At 74.4% G+C, this 18551-nt stretch carries 17 protein-coding genes; 4 read left to right on the top strand and 13 right to left on the bottom strand.

Going from position 1 to position 18551, the window contains the following annotated elements:
- Positions 1-2 precede the first annotated feature (2 nt).
- Genes ACFVZW_RS03400 through ACFVZW_RS03385 form a run of 4 tightly spaced genes read right to left on the bottom strand, consistent with a single transcriptional unit; the run spans position 3 to position 4096 of the window.
- Positions 3-956, bottom strand: coding sequence for a dihydrodipicolinate synthase family protein (locus tag ACFVZW_RS03400; protein ID WP_384516083.1), 954 nt, complete (start codon positions 954-956; stop codon positions 3-5).
- Positions 957-997: 41 nt separating this feature from the next.
- Complete coding sequence (locus ACFVZW_RS03395) at positions 998-2533, bottom strand: NAD(P)/FAD-dependent oxidoreductase (protein WP_384516080.1); 1536 nt, start codon at positions 2531-2533, stop codon at positions 998-1000.
- Positions 2511-2858, bottom strand: a complete 348-nt coding sequence (locus ACFVZW_RS03390) for a (2Fe-2S)-binding protein (RefSeq protein WP_384516077.1) — start codon at positions 2856-2858, stop codon at positions 2511-2513. The genes ACFVZW_RS03395 and ACFVZW_RS03390 overlap by 23 nt, the downstream gene beginning before the upstream one ends.
- 44 nt (positions 2859-2902) lie before the next feature.
- A complete protein-coding gene (locus tag ACFVZW_RS03385) occupies positions 2903-4096 on the bottom strand; it encodes an NAD(P)/FAD-dependent oxidoreductase (protein ID WP_384516075.1) in 1194 nt (397 codons plus the stop codon).
- A gap of 255 nt (positions 4097-4351) precedes the next feature.
- Between ACFVZW_RS03385 and ACFVZW_RS03380 the strand changes: the two genes are divergently transcribed.
- Positions 4352-6700 (top strand): collagenase, encoded by a 2349-nt coding sequence (locus tag ACFVZW_RS03380; RefSeq protein WP_384516072.1) that lies wholly within the window; start codon positions 4352-4354, stop codon positions 6698-6700.
- Here the strand turns inward: ACFVZW_RS03380 and ACFVZW_RS03375 are convergent.
- Entirely contained in the window at positions 6672-8135 is a 1464-nt protein-coding gene (locus ACFVZW_RS03375; RefSeq protein WP_384516070.1) for an FAD-dependent oxidoreductase, read from the bottom strand. The genes ACFVZW_RS03380 and ACFVZW_RS03375 overlap by 29 nt on opposite strands.
- A 164-nt stretch (positions 8136-8299) precedes the next feature.
- Here ACFVZW_RS03375 and ACFVZW_RS03370 point away from each other — a divergent pair, with 164 nt between their 5' ends.
- Entirely contained in the window at positions 8300-8827 is a 528-nt protein-coding gene (locus ACFVZW_RS03370) for a DUF3093 family protein (RefSeq protein WP_384516067.1), read from the top strand.
- Between the two features lie 14 nt (positions 8828-8841).
- Here ACFVZW_RS03370 and ACFVZW_RS03365 read toward each other — a convergent pair whose 3' ends face one another.
- From ACFVZW_RS03365 to ACFVZW_RS03335, 7 genes are all read right to left on the bottom strand, one after another.
- Complete coding sequence (locus ACFVZW_RS03365) at positions 8842-9978, bottom strand: PP2C family protein-serine/threonine phosphatase (RefSeq protein WP_384516064.1); 1137 nt, start codon at positions 9976-9978, stop codon at positions 8842-8844.
- A 149-nt stretch (positions 9979-10127) separates the two neighbouring features.
- Positions 10128-11039 carry an NAD-dependent epimerase/dehydratase family protein gene (locus tag ACFVZW_RS03360; RefSeq protein ID WP_384516061.1) on the bottom strand — a complete coding sequence of 304 codons (912 nt, stop codon included), beginning with the start codon at positions 11037-11039 and terminating at the stop codon, positions 10128-10130.
- Positions 11040-11374: 335 nt separating this feature from the next.
- Entirely contained in the window at positions 11375-12511 is a 1137-nt protein-coding gene (locus ACFVZW_RS03355; protein ID WP_384516059.1) for a cytochrome P450, read from the bottom strand.
- A complete protein-coding gene (locus ACFVZW_RS03350; protein WP_384516056.1) occupies positions 12508-13281 on the bottom strand; it encodes a glycosyltransferase family A protein in 774 nt (257 codons plus the stop codon). The genes ACFVZW_RS03355 and ACFVZW_RS03350 overlap by 4 nt, the downstream gene beginning before the upstream one ends.
- Positions 13278-14756, bottom strand: a complete 1479-nt coding sequence (locus ACFVZW_RS03345) for a class I adenylate-forming enzyme family protein (protein ID WP_384516053.1) — start codon at positions 14754-14756, stop codon at positions 13278-13280. Before ACFVZW_RS03345 ends, ACFVZW_RS03350 begins: the two co-directional genes overlap by 4 nt.
- A complete protein-coding gene (locus ACFVZW_RS03340; protein WP_384516050.1) occupies positions 14756-15496 on the bottom strand; it encodes a glycosyltransferase family A protein in 741 nt (246 codons plus the stop codon). Before ACFVZW_RS03340 ends, ACFVZW_RS03345 begins: the two co-directional genes overlap by 1 nt.
- Entirely contained in the window at positions 15493-16521 is a 1029-nt protein-coding gene (locus ACFVZW_RS03335) for a 3-oxoacyl-ACP synthase III family protein (RefSeq protein ID WP_384516048.1), read from the bottom strand. The genes ACFVZW_RS03340 and ACFVZW_RS03335 overlap by 4 nt, the downstream gene beginning before the upstream one ends.
- 351 nt (positions 16522-16872) lie before the next feature.
- Here ACFVZW_RS03335 and ACFVZW_RS03330 point away from each other — a divergent pair, with 351 nt between their 5' ends.
- A complete protein-coding gene (locus tag ACFVZW_RS03330) occupies positions 16873-17919 on the top strand; it encodes an enoyl-CoA hydratase/isomerase family protein (RefSeq protein WP_384516045.1) in 1047 nt (348 codons plus the stop codon).
- On the opposite strand, the gene ACFVZW_RS03325 is transcribed toward ACFVZW_RS03330, so the two are convergent.
- Positions 17877-18254, bottom strand: a complete 378-nt coding sequence (locus ACFVZW_RS03325) for a hypothetical protein (protein WP_384516042.1) — start codon at positions 18252-18254, stop codon at positions 17877-17879. The genes ACFVZW_RS03330 and ACFVZW_RS03325 overlap by 43 nt on opposite strands.
- Here ACFVZW_RS03325 and ACFVZW_RS03320 point away from each other — a divergent pair.
- Positions 18253-18537, top strand: a complete 285-nt coding sequence (locus ACFVZW_RS03320) for a hypothetical protein (RefSeq protein ID WP_384516040.1) — start codon at positions 18253-18255, stop codon at positions 18535-18537. The two genes, ACFVZW_RS03325 and ACFVZW_RS03320, sit on opposite strands and share 2 nt — an antisense overlap.
- Positions 18538-18551: the final 14 nt, after the last annotated feature.

Raw genomic sequence — 18551 nt, 5'->3', positions numbered from 1 at the left:
TCTCAGTGCCGGCCGTCGGCGACGGCCTTCTCGGTGGCGGCGCGGACCTCGGCCTCGGTGATGCCGGCGAGCGGCGAGCGCGGCGGGCGGCAAGGGCCGCCGCGCCGGCCCGCGATGTCCATGGACAGCTTGATCGACTGGACGAACTCCGTCTTCGAGTCCCAGCGCAGCAGCGGGTGCAGCGCGCGGTAGAGCGGCAGGGCGCGCTCGAGATCGCCGGCGACGGCGGCGCGGTACAGCTCCGCGCAGGAGGCCGGGAAGGCGTTGGGGTATCCGGCGACCCAGCCGACCGCACCCGCGACGGCCAGTTCGAGCAGGACGTCGTCAGCGCCGATCAACAGGTCGAGCTCCGGGGCGCGTTCGGCGATCTCGTACGCCCGGCGGACATCGCCGCTGAACTCCTTCACCGCGACGATGTGGCCGTCCGCATGCAGCGTGGCGAGCAGCTCGGGGGTCAGGTCCACCTTGGTGTCGTGCGGATTGTTGTACGCGACGACCGGCAGTCCGACACCGGCGGCCTCGGCGTAGTGGGCGCGCACGGCGGGGGCGTCACACCTGTAGGCGTTGGGCGGGAGCAGCAGGACTGATCCGCAGCCCGCCTCGGCGGCCTGTTCGGTCCAGCGGCGCGCCTCGGCGCTGCCGTAGGCCGCGACCCCGGGCATCACCCGCGCCCCGTCACCGGCCGCCTCCACGGCCGTACGGACGACCCGGGCGCGCTCCTCGTCGGTGAGGGTCTGGTACTCGCCGAGCGAACCGTTCGGGACGACGCCGTCGCAGCCGTTGTCGAGGAGCCATCGGACGTGCGCGGCGTAGGCGTCGTGGTCGACGGTGAGGTCGTCGTCACGGAAGGGGAGGGCGGTGGCGACCATGATGCCGCGCCAGGGGCGGGTGGTGGTCCAGTCGGCGGGGGCGGGGGTGACGGTCACGTGGAGCCCTTCGTCAGTGAGATGTGACATGGTACTGATGGATCGTCAGTTACGTCTCTGTCGGTACGGGTTCAGTCGCCGTCCCGTGTGCGGTCCGGGTCGTGTTCGAGCGCCGCGAGCGCGCCGAGCGTCACCGGGACGGCCAACGGCCGGCGTTCGGCGGAGGCGGGGAGTGAGGCGTCCCGCGCCGGCCCTCCGCGCGCGAGGCAGGCGACGGCGGGTCCGCACACCCGCCCCTGGCACCAGCCCATGCCCGCCCGGGTCAGCAGCTTCACCGTACGGGCGTCGCCCGCGCCCAGGCGGTCGACCGCTTCGCGGACGCGCCCCGCGTCGACCTCCTCGCAACGGCACACCTCCGTGTCGTCGTCGAGCCAGCCGCCCGGGCCGTACCAGCCGTCGCCCGGTGCGTGCGCGGCGGCCATCAGCGAGGCGAAGGCCCGCAGCCGGGCACGTGCGCGCAGCAGCGACCGCGTCCGCGCCGACGGCCCCCCGGCGGACGCTCCGCGCAGGCGGGCGGCGATCGCCGCACCGGCCAACTCGCCCTCGACCATCGCCAGTCGGGCGCCGCCGACGCCGGCCGTCTCGCCCGCCGACCACAGGCCCGCGACCGTGGTCCGCTGCCCGGCGTCGACCACGAGGGCCGTCGCGCCGTCCGGCGTGGTGCGGGTGGCGCAGCCGAGGGCCGTGCCCAGGTCGATCCGGGGAACGAGACCGTGGCCGACGGCAACCGCGTCGCAGGCGATCCGCCGCTCGGTGCCGGGCACCGGACGCCAGTCGCCGTCCAGGCGGGCGACGGTCACCGCCTCCACCCGCTCGGCGCCGTGCGCGCGGACGACGGCATGCCGTGCGTAGGGACGCACACCGCTCAGCGCCAGCGGCGCCACGTGCCCGACGGCCTCCGCCAACTTGCCCGGACCCGCGGCCAGTACACCGGGCCGCCGGGCGTAGCCGAGGTAGCCCGACGCCTCGACCACGGCGGGTACCCGGGCTCCCGCCGCCACCAGGGAGGAGGCCACGGCGAGCAGCAGCGGGCCACTGCCCGCGACCACGACCCGGCCGCCGGGCAGCACGAGCCCGGACTTGAGCATCGCCTGCGCACCGCCCGCTCCGATCACGCCCGGCAGGGTCCAGCCGGGGAAGGGCAGTTGGCGCTCGGCCGCACCGGTCGCCAGCAGGACGGCGCGGCCCCGCACCAGCGCGGGCCGGTCGCCGTCCCCGTCGGGTCCGGTGACGGCATGCACGGCCCAGGAAGCGCCGTCCGCGCCCGCCCCCGGAGAGGCGGTCCGCTCCGAGGCCACGGTCCAGACGTGGTGCCGGGGGAGATGGACGCCGCCGCTCGCCTCCCACCGCCGGCGCAACGTGTCGAACGCCGCCCAGTCGTGGTGCAGCGCCTCCGGCCGGGCGGCCCCCAGCGAGGCCGCGGGCTGCCGGTAGAACTGGCCGCCGAGCCCGTCGTCACCGTCGAGCAGCGCCACCGACAGACCGCGCTCGGCGGTGGCGACGGCCCCCGCGAGCCCGGCGGGCCCGGCACCGACGACCACCACGTCGTACGTCCCCGATGCGGTCGGCAGGTCCGGGTGGCCGCTAGCGGGCGTCGAGTTCGGCACGGCCGTGTCCCTCCTGGGTGGTGACGACGTCGCCCGGACCGGCCGGCACGAGACAGGCACGCCGATTCGGGCGGCCGTCGACCGTGACCAGACAGTCGAAGCACTGGCCGATCCCGCAGAACACCCCGCGCGGCTTCCCGCCGACGCGCGTCGTCCGCCAGGAGAGGATCCCCGCCGCCCACAGCGCGGCGGCGAGCGACTGCCCCGGCAGCGCGGTGACGGGCCGCCCGTCGAACGTGAACGTGATCTCCGGCCCGGGCCGGGCGCCGACGAGCGAACGCGGGGTACGGGCACGGCTCACGCGGTGCCTGAAGCGACGGATCATGCGCACTCCCAGCCGAAGGGGAACGGTGGACGGGTCGTCCCGGGTCATGTCGCCTCCCCGGCCGGCCGGCCGGCGCGCCCCGCCGCGTCGGAGAACCGCTCCGGGCGGAAGGGGCGGGCGTCCATCGGCGGCGCGGTCCCGGTCAGGAAGCGGGAGATCAACAGGCCCGTCGCCGGGGCCAGTCCGATCCCGGCGCCTTCGTGTCCGCAGGCATGCAGGAGCCCGGGAACGCGTGGGTCCGGGCCGATCGCCGGAAGATGGTCCGGCAGATACGGGCGGAAGCCCGCGTACGCCCGCGTCACCCGCACGCCGGCGAGCACCGGGAACAACCGCGCGGCGCCCCGGGCCAGCCGGCTCAGGGCCGGTGTGGAGAGCGTACGGTCGAAGCCGACGCGCTCCCGGCTCGCGCCGATCAGGACCGGCCCCGCCGGAGTTCCCTCGACGACCGGCGAGGTCTGCAGAGCGGCGGAGTCGCTCGCGACGTCGGCGACGTAGTCCGCCGCGTACACCTTGTGCCGCACCACGCGCGGCAGCGGTTCGGTGACCAGCACGAAGCCGCGGCGGGGAAGGACCGGCAGCTCCGTGCCGGCCAGTCGGGCGAGTGCGCCGCCCCAGCTCCCGGCCGCGTTCACCACGTACGGGGCGTACAGCGCGCCGCCGCCGGAGGTCCGTACCCCGCGCACGGAACCGTCCGCACCGGTGAGGACGGAGGTGACCTCCGTGCCGGTGCGGACGGTGGCGCAGGTGGCGCGCAGCAGCCGGGACGCCGCCAGCGCCGGTTGCACCTGCGCGTCCTGGGGGTAGTGGAACGCGCCCGCGAGGCCCGGTGCGAGATGGGGCTCCAGGTCGTGGAGCCCGTCACCGGGGATCTCGTACGCCTCGACGCCCGCCGCGCCCTGCGCCTTCGCGAACCGACGCAGGGCGTCCAGGCCGCTCTCGTCCGAGGCGACCACCAGGCCGCCCTTGGGCTCGAACTCGGCCTCCGTCCGCAGAGCGGGGGTGAGTTCGCGCCACAGGCGGTTCGAGAGGAGCGCGAGGTCCAGCTCGGGCCCCGGCTCCTTGTCGGAGACCAGGAGGTTGCCCTCACCGGCGCCTGTCGTGCCGCCCGCGACGGGGCCGCGGTCCAGGACGGTGACGGAGAGGCCCGCGCGTACGGCGTAGTACGCGCAGGCCGCGCCGATCATTCCGGCGCCGACGATGATGACGTCGGTCGCCGCGGAGAGGTGTCTCGTGGGCACGGCAGTAATATTTCACACGCCACTGAGCTTGCCAAGAGGACCAACACGCCCTGTCTGCAACGGCTTTCGCATGCGACTCGGTCCTGCGCTTTCGTTCGCTCGGCCCTCAAGTGGCCCGCAGGCCACGGAAACTGACGACGCACAAGGCTTCTCAGTGCAATTTCACATTGCTATGTTACATGTCATGTTCAGGGCAGCGTCATCTCAACGGCCCTGCCCCCAAGGGAAGTTCACCCCCCCATCACAGGAGACTTCGTGTCCCAGCACAGAGCCGTGCGCACGACCCTTCTCGCCGCAGTGCTCGCGACCGGCCTCACCGCCCCGCTCGCGTACGCGGCCCAGGCCGCCGCCCCGACACCGGCCACCTTCGCGCCCCGGAACACCGGCCCGACCGCCCCGGCGGCCTACGCCCCGAACCCGCACGACGAGGTCGACCGCCTCGCCGAGGCGCCCGCGGCGAAGACGGGACCCGCCGCCGCACCCCGCGGCGTCACCGCCGGACGGGTCCCCGGTCCGCAGAGCGGCCCGAGCCTCCAGGACCGGGACCGCACCGCACGAGCGGCGAACACCCTGGCCGGCGTGCCCTGCACGCTCGACGGCATCACCGGACTGACCCCCGCCCAGCTCGCCGACTTCCTCGCCGATCCCGCCGTCGAGGCCGACGGCTGCCTGCGCGGACTGATCTGGACCTGGGACGCCCGCCTCGCCCCCGTGATGTCGGACGCGCACGTGCAGGCCGTCGCCCAGCGGATCAAGGGCCTCAGCCCCGACCACGACGGAACGAACTCCACCCATCTCCTGGAGATGTTCACCTACCTCCACGCGGTGGCCTACCACGACTTCAGCCGGTCCGAGATAGACATCACCGACGCCCCCACCGTCGAGACCATGCGCGCGGCCACCGCGGCCTACGCCTACGCCTCGCACACCTTCGACGTCACCCCGGAGAACGCCCAGACGCTCCGCGAGGCCCTCTACACCGGCAGCGCCCCCGGCCTGCGACAGCACCAACTCGGTCTGATCGCCCAGGTCCTCGCCCGCATGGGCGCCGGCCACCCGCAGACCTCCGGCGACCCCGGCTGGGGCGGCGCGGCCCTCGCCGCGCTCTCGGTCAACTACCTCGGCGTCTACCCCGGCAACCAGGACACCGCGTTCCGTGCCGCCATCGCCCAGAACGCGGGCTACCGGGCGGCGTTCAAGGACTTCTCCACCCACACGCACCTCAAGAACACCGCCAACGCCTGGGTCGTCCGCGACGCCCTCGGCGAGTACGGCCGCTTCGGCCAGATCGACAGCCTCAAGACCAGGATCGTCGCCGACCTCGGCGGGCTCCTCGGCCCGGTCGAGACCGGTTTCGGCATGGGAAGCGCCCCCTGGGCCTCGCTCGTCGGCTGGCTCAACTTCTACGACGCCTGCGCCCCGTACAAGGTCTGCAAGGCCGACATCGAGGCGCGGATCTTCCCGCACACGTACCGCTACGACAACGGGGCGATCAAGGTCCGCACCGGCCTCGACCGCGCCACCGTCGACCAGCTCTACTACGCGAGCAAGCAGGTCAAAGCCCAGTTCCACCGGGTGCTCGGCACGGAGCAGCCGCTCGCCGGAGACCCGAACACCGCCCTGAACATCGTGCTCTACGCCTCGCGCCAGGACTACGAGACGTACCACCCGATCCTCACCGGGATGGGCACCGAGAACGGCGGCATCTACATCGAGCGCGGCGCGACCTTCTACACGTACCAGCGGCGGGTGCCGCAGGACTCCAGCCTCACGCTCGAAGAACTCTTCCGGCACGAGTACGTCCACTACCTCAACGGCCGCTACGCCGTCCCCGGCTTCTTCGGCGAGGGACCGTGGTACGAGAACGACCGCACCACCGCCATGGACGAGGGCACCGCGGAGTTCTTCGACGGCGCCACCCGCGACGACGGCATCGCCGTCCGCAAGTCACTCGTCGAGAGCGTCATCAGGGACACCGCCTCGGGCGGCCCGCGCATGACCGTCGACCAGATCCTGCATGCCACCTACGACGGCGACGGCTTCCGCTTCTACAGCTACGCGGGCACGTTCTTCGAGTACCTGTGGACCGAGCGCCCCGCGCTGCTGCGCGCCATGTACGGCTACCTCCGCGCGGGAGACGTCCGGGGCTACGACACCTGGCGCGACACCGTCGGCAAGGACCCGGGGACACAAGCCGCCTACGACGCCTTCCTCGACCGGCAGATCGCCCGGGTCGACGAGCTGTTCGTGCCCGACACCACCCACGAGCCGACCGCCGGCCTGCGGCACGCCACGCCCGACCAGATACGGTCCGCCTTCGCGGCCGCCACCGGCAACACGCCCGGCTGCACCGGAACCGGCGACCCCCTGCTGCCGCGCTTCGTGTGCAACGGCAGGATCACCGCCAACCTCGCCGACGCCACCGACCCCGACCAGGTCTTCAAGGACATGTCCGAGACCGTCGACTACTTCGTCCTCGACCGGAGCCGGAGCGGCGGAGACAACTTCAACGACATGAACTGCTCCTTCGGCCCGGTGGAGATCTGGACCGGCGGCCGGGCCGGAACGGCCGGCTTCACGTGTGAGGGTCCGCTGCGCCGCTGACCCCGCCCACACCCTCCAGGGCCGGACCCGCCTCCTCCAGGGGGCGGGTCGCGGGCCCCTGAAGCACCCGCCCGTCGGCCGCCGCGAAGCGCGAACCGTGGCAGGGGCACTCCCAGGCGTCCTCCAGCTCGTTGAAGCCGAGCTCGCAGCCCATGTGGGTGCAGCGCGGTGCCCGCGCGATCAGGTAGTGCCGGGCCACGGACGCCTGCGCCCGCACCACGTCCGGGAACTCCCGCAGGGGCAGATGACGGCGCGGATCGAAGAGCTCGGTCCAGTCGGGGCGCGGCGCGCCCGTCACATGGGCGGCCAGCAGACGGCCGGCCATCACCCCGTTGCTCATGCCCCAGCCGCCGAACCCGGTGGCGATGAAGACATGCTGTGTGTCCGGGTGCTCATGACCCACGTACGGAAGACGGTCCGCGGACCGCACGTCCTGCGCGGCCCACCGGAAGACGGTCCGGGACTCGCCGAAGGCCGGGAAGGTCCGGCGGGCCCACGCGGTCAGCCGCTCGAGCCGGTCGCCCGCGTGATTGGTACCGGGCTCGAACGCTTCGCCGGTGACGATGAGCAGCCGGCGGCCGTCGTCGTACGGGGCGGTGCGCACCGACCGGGTGCGGTCCTCGGGCGTCAGGTACATGCCCTCGGGCGCCGTCGCCGCGGGGACAGGGGCGGCGACCACCAGTTCCCGGCGGACCGTCAGTCTGGTGATCAGCGAAGTGTGCACGATCAGCGGGAAGTTCGTCGCCACGACCACGTCCTCGGCGTGGACGGTAGCGCCGCCCTCCGTGACCAGCCTGCACTCCGCGAGCTCCCGCAGTTCGGTGACCCGGGTGTGCTCGTGCACGACGCCGCCCCGGGCGACCAGATCGTCGGCGAGACCCAGCACGAACCTGCGCGGGTGGAAGAGGAGCTGGCCGTCCAGCCGGACGGCGGCCGCCACCGGGAAGGGCAGGTCGGTCTCCGTCACGTACGCGGCGTCGAGCCCGGCCTCCAGTGCCGCGGCCGCCTCCGCACGGATCTCCCCGGCCCGTTCCTCGTCCGTGACGTAGGTGAAGGCCGGCGCCCGCTCCAGCTCGGCGTCGATGCCCAGCTCCGCGCACAGGCTCACCACGTGATCGAGCGCCTCCTGCTGCGCACGGGCGTACCGGCCGGCGGCGAGGAGGCCGTGGGTGTCGCGCAGCCGCGCGTAGGTGAGGCCGTGCAGGGCGGTGAGCTTGCCCGTGGTGTGGCCGGAGACCCCGCCGGCGACCCGCTCGGCCTCCAGCAGCACGACCTCACGTCCTGCGCGGACCAGCTCGTGTGCCGTACACAGACCGGCGATCCCGCCCCCGATGACGACGACGTCGGCCGTCAGGTCGTCGGCGAGGGCGGGGCGGTCGGGAGAAGGCGTGCCGTGCATCCAGTACGAGGTACCGATGTGCGCGTCCGCGGGCATGGCGCACTCCCTCCCGAAGGGGCTCCTGCCCCGCGCGTGCCCGCCCGGCCCCCGGCCATGCGCCGCCCGGCCGTCGACCTCCGCGAAGTGAGTACGGGTACTCAGGACGGCGGCCCGTGGAGTGCCGAGGATGGGACCGAGCCGTCGAAGATCGAGGAACCCGCATGTACGTCGAGAAGCTGCCCAAGACCTGGACCGTCTTCTGTGTCGCCGTCTATCTGGCGATGGTCGTCCGGCTGGCAGTGGACGCGCTGCCCGAGGACACCGGTGTCTGGCTGCTCGTGTCGGCGGCCTACCTGCTCGTTCTGGTGCCCTGCATCGCGGTCCCGATCTCGAAGGCGATCTACCACCGCGTCCGCGTCGACCCGGGCAGCGGCCTGCTCCGCGTCGGCCGCGAGCGCATCCCCCTCGCCGAGGTGGACCCGGCCTCCGTCCACGCGGCGCTGCGGCTCGTGAAGCCCCGCCCGGCCCGGCGGTACGCGGCGACGGCCGGTGCGGTGCAGAGCCCCCTCTCCGGCCTGCAGGCGGCCGACCACGGCGCGCCGCGGCTGGTGGGAGGCGGCTGGGCCGTGCCGATGGGCATGGACAGCGTGGTCGTCAGCACGTGCCGGGGCGAACGCCTCGCGATCGCGACCCACGACGGCGCCGCCCTCCTCACGGCGCTGGCCCGGGCACTGGCCCCCGCCCCCTAGGGGGCATCGAGGCCCTACGGCTCCGGTGCCAGCCGCTCGACCGCGACCAGTGCCGCGTCGTCGCCGAGGTGGCCGCCCGCGTACGCGTGGAGGTCGTCCCGGAGATGGCCGAGCAAGGTCTGCGGGTCGTCCCCCGCCCATGCCGCGAGCCGCTCGACCAAGGGGTAGAAGACCCGGTCGTGGCCGCGCGCCTCGACGACACCGTCGGTGTAGAGCAGCAGCACGTCCCCGACGCCGAAGGGGAAGGACTCCACGGCCACCATGGGGGAGAGCACGTCCGCGAGCCCCAGAGGCGGGCTCGGTTCGGCGCTGTCGAGAGCGACGATCTGTCCCTTCCGAAGGAGCAGCGGCGGGGGATGCCCGCAGTTGACGAGGCGGACGACCGGCTCGTCATCGGGGATGTCCAGGACCAGCGCGGTGACGAACGCCTCCTGGGCCTCCTCGTCGACCACGGACATCCCGACCTGGTCCCCGCGCTCGTCCCCCTCGGCCGAACCGACACCGGCCTCCAGGTGCCTGATCAGCTCGGGAAGCTCCCGCTCCCGGCGGGCGGTGACGCGGAAGGCGCCGAGCACGAGCGAGGCCTCGCTGATCGCGTCGAGCCCCTTGCCACGCGCGTCGCCGATCAGCAGCCGCGTCCCCGACTCCGTACGGGCGGCCGCGTACAGATCGCCGCCCATCTGCGCCTCCTCCTCCGCCGCCAGATAGATCGAGGCGATCCGCAGCGGACCCGACCGGCTGGGGAGCGGACGCAGGACGACGCTCTGCGCGGCCTGCGCGATGGAGCGCAGTTGAGTCACTTTGCGCTCGTGGGCCTCGCGCAGGTAGGCGAAGAAGGTGACGATGATCGAGATCAGGATCAGAGCGGCGATCTGATACGTGTGGTTGAGGTCCGTCAGGCTCGTCCGCACGATCGCCACCACGGCCTGCGCGAGGACCGCGACCGCGCCCACGAAGGCCGTCATCCGAGGTCCCGCGAACGACGCCGTCACCGCAGGCGCGGCGATCAGGAACGGCCCGAGATGGACCTCCGGCGGCAACAGGATGTCCACCACCGTGACCGTCGCGATCAGCGCGAAGGGAGCAACCAGAAGCAGCCGCCCACCGCGCCGGGAGAGGCGGGGAGAGATGCCTCGCGGCCGGGGATCCATGGAAAAGGCATACCGCAGGTGGTGGGGCATGTCCTGTTGCCGGGCATTCCGGCGCGGCGCTCTTCCGGGCATGCGGGGGACGCCGTCGGGCGATCGGTGAGGTCGGAGGCGGTTCGCGGCAGGTGCCGGCCGATGCGCGCCGTTCCGCGTCAGCCTCGGGACACGGCCGCCGTGAAGTCGGCGAGGGTGCGTTGGGCCCGCCAGCCCTGGCCCTCGGCCCTGGAGACGTCGAGGACGACCGTGTGGGCCAGCTGGTCCACGGCGTACCGGGTCAGCGGGGGCTCGGTGCGCGGCCGAAGACGGGACAGGGACTCCGCGGTGGCGGCCGCGGCGCGCGCCAGGGGCAGGGGGAGCCGGCCGATCCGCGCGTGTACGCCATGGGCGCGCAGGACGGTCCGTACCGCCTCGTCGCGGTGGTACGGCACCGGGTCGGCGATGTTGTACGCGCCCGGCGGCCAGTCGGCGGCTGAGAGACACGCGTCGGCGAGGTTCTCCACGGCCGTCAGGCTCAGGAGCACGTCGCGGCCGGGCAGGAGCAGCAGCCCGGCACGGACGCGGGCCAGCAGGCGCGGCACGAGATGGGGGTCGCCGGGGCCGTAGACCGCGCGGGGTCGGAGCACCACCGCCCCGGCCGCGAGCGCGAGGGCCTCGCCGGCGGCCTTCGTACGGCCGTAGGCGTTCAACTGACCGCGCACGGGATGGTCCTCCGTGATCCGGGCCCGCCCGGGCCCGGGGGCGTACACGCTGGCGCTGCTCACCCAGACCACCGGCCGCCCGGCGGCCGCCGCCAGGAGGCGGGCGGTGCCGTCGACGTTCACGGCCCGCATCGTGGCCTCGGCCGGCGAACCGGGCACCGGGTCGCCGACGGCCGCGGCGCAGTGCACGACGAGATCGGCGCCGCCCAGGTCGGGCGGCCCGCTCTCGGCGTCCCAGCGCACATGCCGGCCGACGGGTCCGGGCCGCCGCCCCACACACAGCACGTCGGCCCCGCGCGTGGCGGCGAGGGCGGCGACATGGGAGCCACAGAAGCCACTGGCTCCGGTGACGGCGATCGTGGTCATGTTCGGTTCTCCGGGTGTGCGTGGTCGGCGGTCCCGTTGCTGGTCAGCGGCACCGTCGGCCTGCGTTCGTCGTCATGCTCGCGTCTCTGTACCGAGGCCGGTGGCCGCGCGTGGATGGCCGGCCCCGCCCGACCCGTCGGCCCGCCCCTGGTGCGGGCTCGCGCGACGAGGCAATCGGTGCTGCCGACGGCGATCGTGGTCATGCTCGGGTCTCTGTACCGGGGCCGGTGGTCGCGCGTGGATGGCCGGCCCCGTCTGACCCGTCGGCCCACCCCTGGTGCGGACTCGCGCGACGTGGACGCCGGCATTGCCGACGCCCGTGACGGTGTCCGTCGTCATGCTCGGGTCTCCCTACGGACGTCCGCCGTCGTCGCGCGGATCGTCAGCTCGCGCCAGCCGGGGAGTGCCGCCCGGCGGTCGACCCGGGCGCGGACGACGGACGGTCGGTGCGGGGCGAGCGCGGCCAGGAGGTCGTCCAGCTGCGCGCGGGCCAGGCGGGCGCCCGGGCAGGCGTGGGAGCCGGCGCCGAAGACGAGCTGGGCGACGGCGGGCGGCGCGGGGTGGTGGGCGTCCGGCGGAGTGCTGTGCGCGCCCACGGCGTTGCGCGCCACCAGCACCAGCCGGTCCCCGGCCCGGACCGGGCACCCGCCGAGCGTGGCGTCGGCCGCCGCCACGCGCGGCAGCAGCGGGGAGGGCGCGACGACCCGGAGCAGCTCGGTCACCAGGGCCGGCCGCAGACGTTCGTCGCCGGCCTGCTCCCACAGCCCACCGTCCGCACACCACGCGACCGCGCGCGGCAGCGCGGCGACGGTCGTGTTGACGGCGGCGACGGCGAGCATCGCCCGCAGCCCCGCGTCGTCGTCCTCCCCGCCCGCGAGCAACGCCTCCAGACGGGCCGTCGCCCCGGCCGCCGCACGGGCGGCGCCCGGCAGCCGAGGGCCCGGCAGATGGTCCCTGACCGCGGCCGCCGCCGAGTCGTCGGCTGCATAGGCAATGGACGACGGGTCGGCGGTGGTGTCCAGCAGGGCACGGACCGTCGCACCGGACAACTCGCGCGCCAGCGGGACGAGATCGACCGCGACACCCGCACCGAGCGGGGCGAGCCGACGCGCCAGGACGGCCTGCCAGACCGGCCGCAGCCGCGCCACACCGTCCGCGCCCAGACCTCCGGCCACGGCCCGCCGGGTGTCGCGGTGCCCCGCGCCGTCCTGGTCGAACAGCAGCCCGCCCCGGGACAGTTCACGTGCCGCGCCCCCGGTGGTGCCGGCCGCCGCGCGGTCCAGCGGGATCCGGGTGAGGGCCTGACGGTACGGCTCCGCGCCGCTCACCAGCACGGCCCGGCCCACGCGGACCACGGGCCTGCGCCGGACCGCCGCGAGCAGGGCGAACAGCAGCGGGTGTGAGCGCGTGTACACCCGCCGGTCGCGGCGCCGCGCCGCGCGGACGGCGGACGTCGTCGGGAAGCCGGTCACCGGACGTGCACCTTCCGCGGGTCGCTCGGCCGGTAGCGGCGGTCCCAGGACCACAGCAGGGTCCGACGGGCGCCCCACGCCCGCAGCCTGCGCAGGCTCGCCCGCACCACCATCCGTTCGGCCCGCGCGATCCGATCGCTGTGCAGGCGCGCCCGGTTGAGCAGCACGACGTCCTCGGGCGGCCCCTCCAGCGGGACCCTCGGCGCGCCGCCGCACCGTACGTACAGATCGGCGGTGACGGCGATGTTGTGCCCGTGGCACAGGACGTACGGGGTGCGGTAGCGCGGATCCCGGTGCTCCTTGCGCAGGCGCCCGTAGACCGCCGTCACCCGGACCACCATCGGCAGGACGTACCGCTCCGCGACGGACGGGGACTCGTCGGGGCGCGGGACGCTGCGTCCGCAGGCCATCTCCGCGCCCCCGGCGAACGCCGCCTTCGCCGCGGCGATCCAGTCGCGGGCCGGCAGACAGTCGGCGTCCGTACGCACCAACAGCGCGGCGCCCCGGGCGATGGCGTACCGGAACCCGGTGTCGGCGGCAGCGCCCGCGCCCGGTTCGCGCTCCTCGACGAGATGGACGGGGAAGGGCGCGGCGGCGGCGAAGCGCCGGACGATCCCGGGGGTCCCATCGGTGGAGGCGTTGTCGACGACGACGAGGGTGAACCGGGTGTCGGACTGCGCCGCGAGCGCGGCGAGCGTCGCGCCGAGCGAGGCCTCCTCGTCGAAGGCGGGCACCACCGCCCACAGAGCCGCCTCCGGTGCCGCCGTCATCGGGCGGCACCACTGGTGCGGGCGGCCGCCAGTCGCGCCGTCGCCGCCCGGTCGGGCTTCGACGAGCGGCCGGACAGCGGGATGTCGGCGAGCAGCAGCGCGTCCGGGCGCGCCGCGCCCATCCGCTCCAGCGGCCCGGCCAGCGCGGCACGCACCCGGCCGTGGTCCGCCGCCCGGCGAGGCTGGACGACGGCGACGAGACGCTCGTCCCCGTCCCCGGCCGGAACGCCCACCAGCACGGCCAGCTCGACACCGGCCACGTGCAGCGCGGGCTCGTAGAGACCCGGGTAGATGTTCTCCGCCCGCCGCAGGATCATGTCCTTGCAGCGGCCCTCGAGCACGATCCGGCCGTCCGCGCCGAGCCGTGCCCGGTCGCCGGTGTCGACCCAGGGCGCCGGCTCCTCGCCGAGGTACCGATCCCGGGCGGCCGGACCGGACAGCAACAACTCCCCGGTCGGCCCGGTCTTGGCCTCGACCCCCGGCAGCGGCGCGCCCACCAGATCGCCCTCGCCGCCGAACGCGGCCTTGTCCGCCTGCTCGACGGCGGCCGCCGGGAACAGTTCCGTGAGCGCGTACACACCCCAGGCCTCGTCCGCTCCCGCCCCCTTCACCCGCGTGAGCAGCTCGGCGCTCGCCGGCGCGGAGCCGGTCCACACCCGCCCCGTGAACCGTGCCTCCTCGGCCAGCGCCGCCCGGAGCTGAGGAGGTGTCAGATAGGTGGCCTGCGGCGCCAGTCGGCGCATCTGCCGCGCCAGGACGCCAGGCGACCGGGCGGGCAGCGCGACCGGCGCACCGCTCGCCAGCGACGGTACGAGGACGAAGAACGTACCGCCGAGGACCGGGCGACCGGGCTCGGGCGCCACGAGGTCGGTCACGGTGGCCATGCCGGCGGCCAGCGAGGAACGGGTGTGGACCACCGCGCGGGGCCGCGAAGTGGTGCCCGAGGTGAAGACGATCACCGCGTCGCCGTCCCCGTCCACCGGGCGCGGCAGCACCGCCGTACCGACGCCGGTGCGCAGTGCGGGGGCGCTGCCCGGCAGCCGCGGGCCGACCGTGGCCACCGGTCCGAGCTCGGCGAGGTCCGGCAGCGCGAGACGGGCCCGGCGCGCCAGCGGCCTCGCCCATCCGGCCACCGCCTGTGCCGTCGCGTCGGCGAGGACCACGTCCGGGCGGGCCAGCGCGAGCCGGGCGCGCAGGACGTCCGGCCCCGCCGAGGGGTCGAGGACCGCGGCGCGCAGCCCCAGCCGGTGTACGGCGAGCATCACGGCCAGCGCGCGCGGCCCGGGCCGCACCGCGACACCGACCGTGCCGCCGCGCGCGATTCCGCGCGCATGCAGGGCGGCGGCGTACGCGTCGGCGAGATCGGCGAGCTCCCCGCAGCTGGCCTTCGTGCGGACGGCGCCGGTGCGCGAGGTGCCGAGAACGGCCGGCCGGTCGGGGCGCGACCGCAGGGTGTGGGCGAGAGCCTCCAGCATCAGCGCGGGTCCTCCCCGTGACGGCCCGGGCCCTTGTCCAGGTACCAGCGGGCGGTTCCGACGACTCCGTAGGCGCGCAGGCGCCGGGTGGAGTTCTCCACCACCATGTCGCGGGCGTGGACGATGGCGGTCGTCCGGCGCCGCACCCGGTTCAGGAAGAGCCGGTCGGTGGGGGAGGGGCGGCGGGGCATCCCGCCGACGGCCTCGTACAGGCGCGCGGTGATGGCCATGTTGTTGCCGGCATGCATCCGGTACGGCGCCAGATAGCCGTTCCCTCGCCGGTGCGCGGGGCGCACCCGGCCGAAGAACGCCGCGACCCGCACGAGCGTACGGAACACGGCGCGGCCCAGGGGGCCGTGCTCGTCCCTGCGGGCGTCGATCCGTCCGCACACCAGGCCGGCGCCGCTCCGCAGCGCGCCCCGGGCCGCCGCCGTCCAGCCGGGGTGCGGCAGACAGTCGGCGTCCGTGCGCGCGAGCAGCGTGGCCCCGCGCCCGATCGCGTACCGGAACCCGGTGTCGACGGCGCAGCCCACCCCCTTGTCCCGCTCGTCGAGCACGTGCACGGGGAACGGGGCCCGCTCGGCGAAGGCGCGGGCGATCGCCGCGGTGTCGTCCTCGGAGGCGTTGTCCACCACGACCAGCTGGAAGTCCCGGTCCGTCTGCGCGGCGAGCGCCGCCAGCGTGTCACCGATGCGCGCGGCCTCCTGATGCGCGGGCACCACCACCCACAGCGCGCTCACGCCTTCTCCCAGACCATCGTCATGATGCTGACGCCACCGCCGAGACCGACGAACAGAACGCGGTCTCCCGGGCGCAACCCGTCGTGTATCCGGTCGAGTTGCACGCCCAGGCTCGCGCTGGCGATGTTCCCGAGCTCGGGGACGGTGACCACGAGCCGGTCCCTGGGGACGCCGGTGATCTCCACGAAGCGCTCCAGGTACGGCATGGTGACCTGATGGACCAGGACGTACCGGAAGTGACGCCACTCGAGACCCGTACGATGCCGGACCCGGTCGATCACCGACGTGCCGACCTTCTCGAACACCTCGCGCAACTCGCTGCCGTCGCCGTGGAAGTACGTGTGCTCGTCGCCGCGCGGATGGCGTGAACCGCCGCCGAATATCCCGCCGACGCGCCAGTGCTCGGAGTGGGTCTCGCTGTCCACGTCGAGGATCCCGCCGCGGTCCACCGATTCGAGGACCACCGCCGCGCCCGCGTCGCCGAAGGTGTAGCCGGCGAAGCCGTCGCGGAACTGGGCCAGATCGGCCGGGTCGTGCCGTACGGCCCGGCTCGGCGTCTCACCGGTGACGACGAGGGCCCGCCGGGCGCGCCCCGCGAGGACCATGGTGCGGGCGAGGTCGATGCCGTTGACGAAGCTGTTGCAGGCGTTGGTGACGTCCAGGGCGTGCGCCCGGGAGCCGAGTTCGGCCTGCACGATGTGCGCGGTGGCAGGCTCCACCATGTCGCGCGTGGCGGACGCGAACACCAGCAGGTCGATGTCGGCGGGCCCGAGGCCGGCCCGCGCCAGCGCCTGGCGGGCGGCCCCGACCGCGAGGGTGGAGGCGTACTCGTCGGGCCGGGCGACCCGACGGGTGAGGATCCCGGTGGCCCGCTCGAACACCCCGTCCGGCAGCGTGAACCCACTGCCGGCGACCACCCGCTGCCGCAGCTGCTCCGAGTCCACCACCTGCTCGGGCAGGCAGGAGCCGGTCCCGGTGATCCCGACACGGAGGGAGCCGTCGGCGACGGCATCATGACTTTCCATGCCACGGAGGCTACGAGCGGATCGCGGCGGGCGTCCTGAGTGCGCGTACTCATCTCCCGTGAGGGAAAGCCCCTGTTGGCTGGTGGGGAGACGCGGTCCGGGGCGGCGCGGAATCCGCCACGGGCGGCTCGGCTCGGGCGGGCGGGAACCGCCGCGGGGGCTCAGCCCAGGGCAGCCGTGAACCCTCCGCGGACGGCTCGGCTTACGGCGGGCAGGAAACCGCCGCGGGCACCTCAGCCCAGCGCTTCGCCCGGCAGCTCGCACCGGATACGGTGGTCGGAAGATCGTCCTGGAGGGAAGTGACGGGATCATGCGACTCTTGGCGGCCCCCGGCCCCGCGGAGCCCCTGCGATGACCGCGACCGACAGCCCGCACGTCCTGGTGCGTAACGAAGGGCGGGCCGGGTTCCTCACGCTGAACCGGCCCAAGGCCATCAACGCGCTCACCCACGCCATGGTGCGCCGCATCGACGAGGCCCTGACCGCGTGGGAGGGCGATCCGGCGATCGAGACCGTCGTCATCCAGGGCGCCGGTGAGCGGGGGCTGTGCGCCGGCGGCGACATCCGGGCGATCCACGACGACGCCCGCGCCGGCGGCCGCGCCACAATCGACTTCTGGCGCGACGAGTACCGGCTCAACGCCCGTATCGCCCGCTACCCCAAGCCCTATGTCGCGTTCATGGACGGCATCGTCATGGGCGGCGGCATCGGTGTCTCCGCCCACGGCTCGGTCCGCCTCGTCACGGAACGCTCGCGGCTGGCGATGCCCGAGACCGGCATCGGCTTCGTGCCCGACGTCGGCGGTACGTATCTGCTCAGCCGGGCGCCCGGCGAGCTGGGTACCCATCTCGCCCTGACCGGCGCCCAGGCCGGCGCCGCCGACGCGCTCCTGACCGGGCTCGCCGACCACTTCGTACCGTCGCACGAACTGCCCCGGCTGGCCGAGGAGCTCACGCGGGCCCCCGCTCACGAGGCCGTGCGGCGGTTCGCCCAGCCGGCCCCGCCCGGCGAACTGGCCGCCCGGCGCGAGTGGATCGACGCCTGCTACGCGGCGGAGACCGTCGAGGCCGTCATCGACCGGCTGATCGACTCCGGCGTCCCCGAGGCGAAGGAGACGGCCACCACACTCCTCGGCCGCTCGCCCGTCGCCCTCAAGACGACCCTTGCGGCGCTCCGACGCGCCCGGCACCTCGGCTCCCTGGAAGCGGTCCTGAACATGGAGTTCCGGCTCTCCTGCGCCGCCCTGTCCTCCGCGGACCTCGTCGAGGGCATCCGCGCACAGGTCGTCGACAAGGACCGCGACCCCCACTGGTCCCCGCCCACGCTCGCCGAGGTCACGGACGAGGCCGTCGCCCGCTACTTCGAACCGGCGGGTGCCCCGGAGCCGTTCTCGGCGTGACGGCCTGACCCGGGCCGCTCGTCCGGCGGCGTCCCGCCCCAGGTCATCCCCAGCGGCACGCGGCCGATCGCGCGGCCCTGCGCGTCGAGGAGCCGGCCCATGCGCTTGGGAGTGTGGAGCGCGACGGTCCGGTCCTTGACCTCCAGCGCCGGGAAACGCTCCGCGAGCAGGGCCTCGAAGGGGTCGATCGCGTCGAGGCCGCGCAGCCACACCAGGACCAGGAGGTTGTGCGGCCCGCTCACCGAGACGCACATCCGGACCTGGTCCATCCGCGCCAACGCGTTCCCGGTCGCCTCCAGATGCGCGTACGGGACGCAGGCGCGATAGACGACCATGGTCGGCACGCTGCCGCAGCCCGTCACCGGCAGCGAGGACTTCGGCACCTTCGGCACGGCGCTCGACGTGCCCTCCGTCTTCTGGCACTTCGGCGGCGCCGACCCGGCCCTCTACCGGGACATCGACCCCGCGACCGTGCTGGAGAACGGCATCCCGGACACCGTCCCGGCCAACCACTCCCCGTACTTCGCGCCCGTACCGGAGCCGACCCTGGAGATCGGCGTGACGACCCTCCTCGCGGCCGCCGCCCACTGGCTGACCAAGCCCACCGACGGCGCCTGACACCGGCCTTGGGG

Source organism: Streptomyces sp. NPDC059567, from assembly GCF_042735655.1.
Classification (GTDB): Bacteria; Actinomycetota; Actinomycetes; order Streptomycetales; family Streptomycetaceae; genus Streptomyces.
This window is presented reverse-complemented; position numbering and strand designations above follow the sequence as displayed.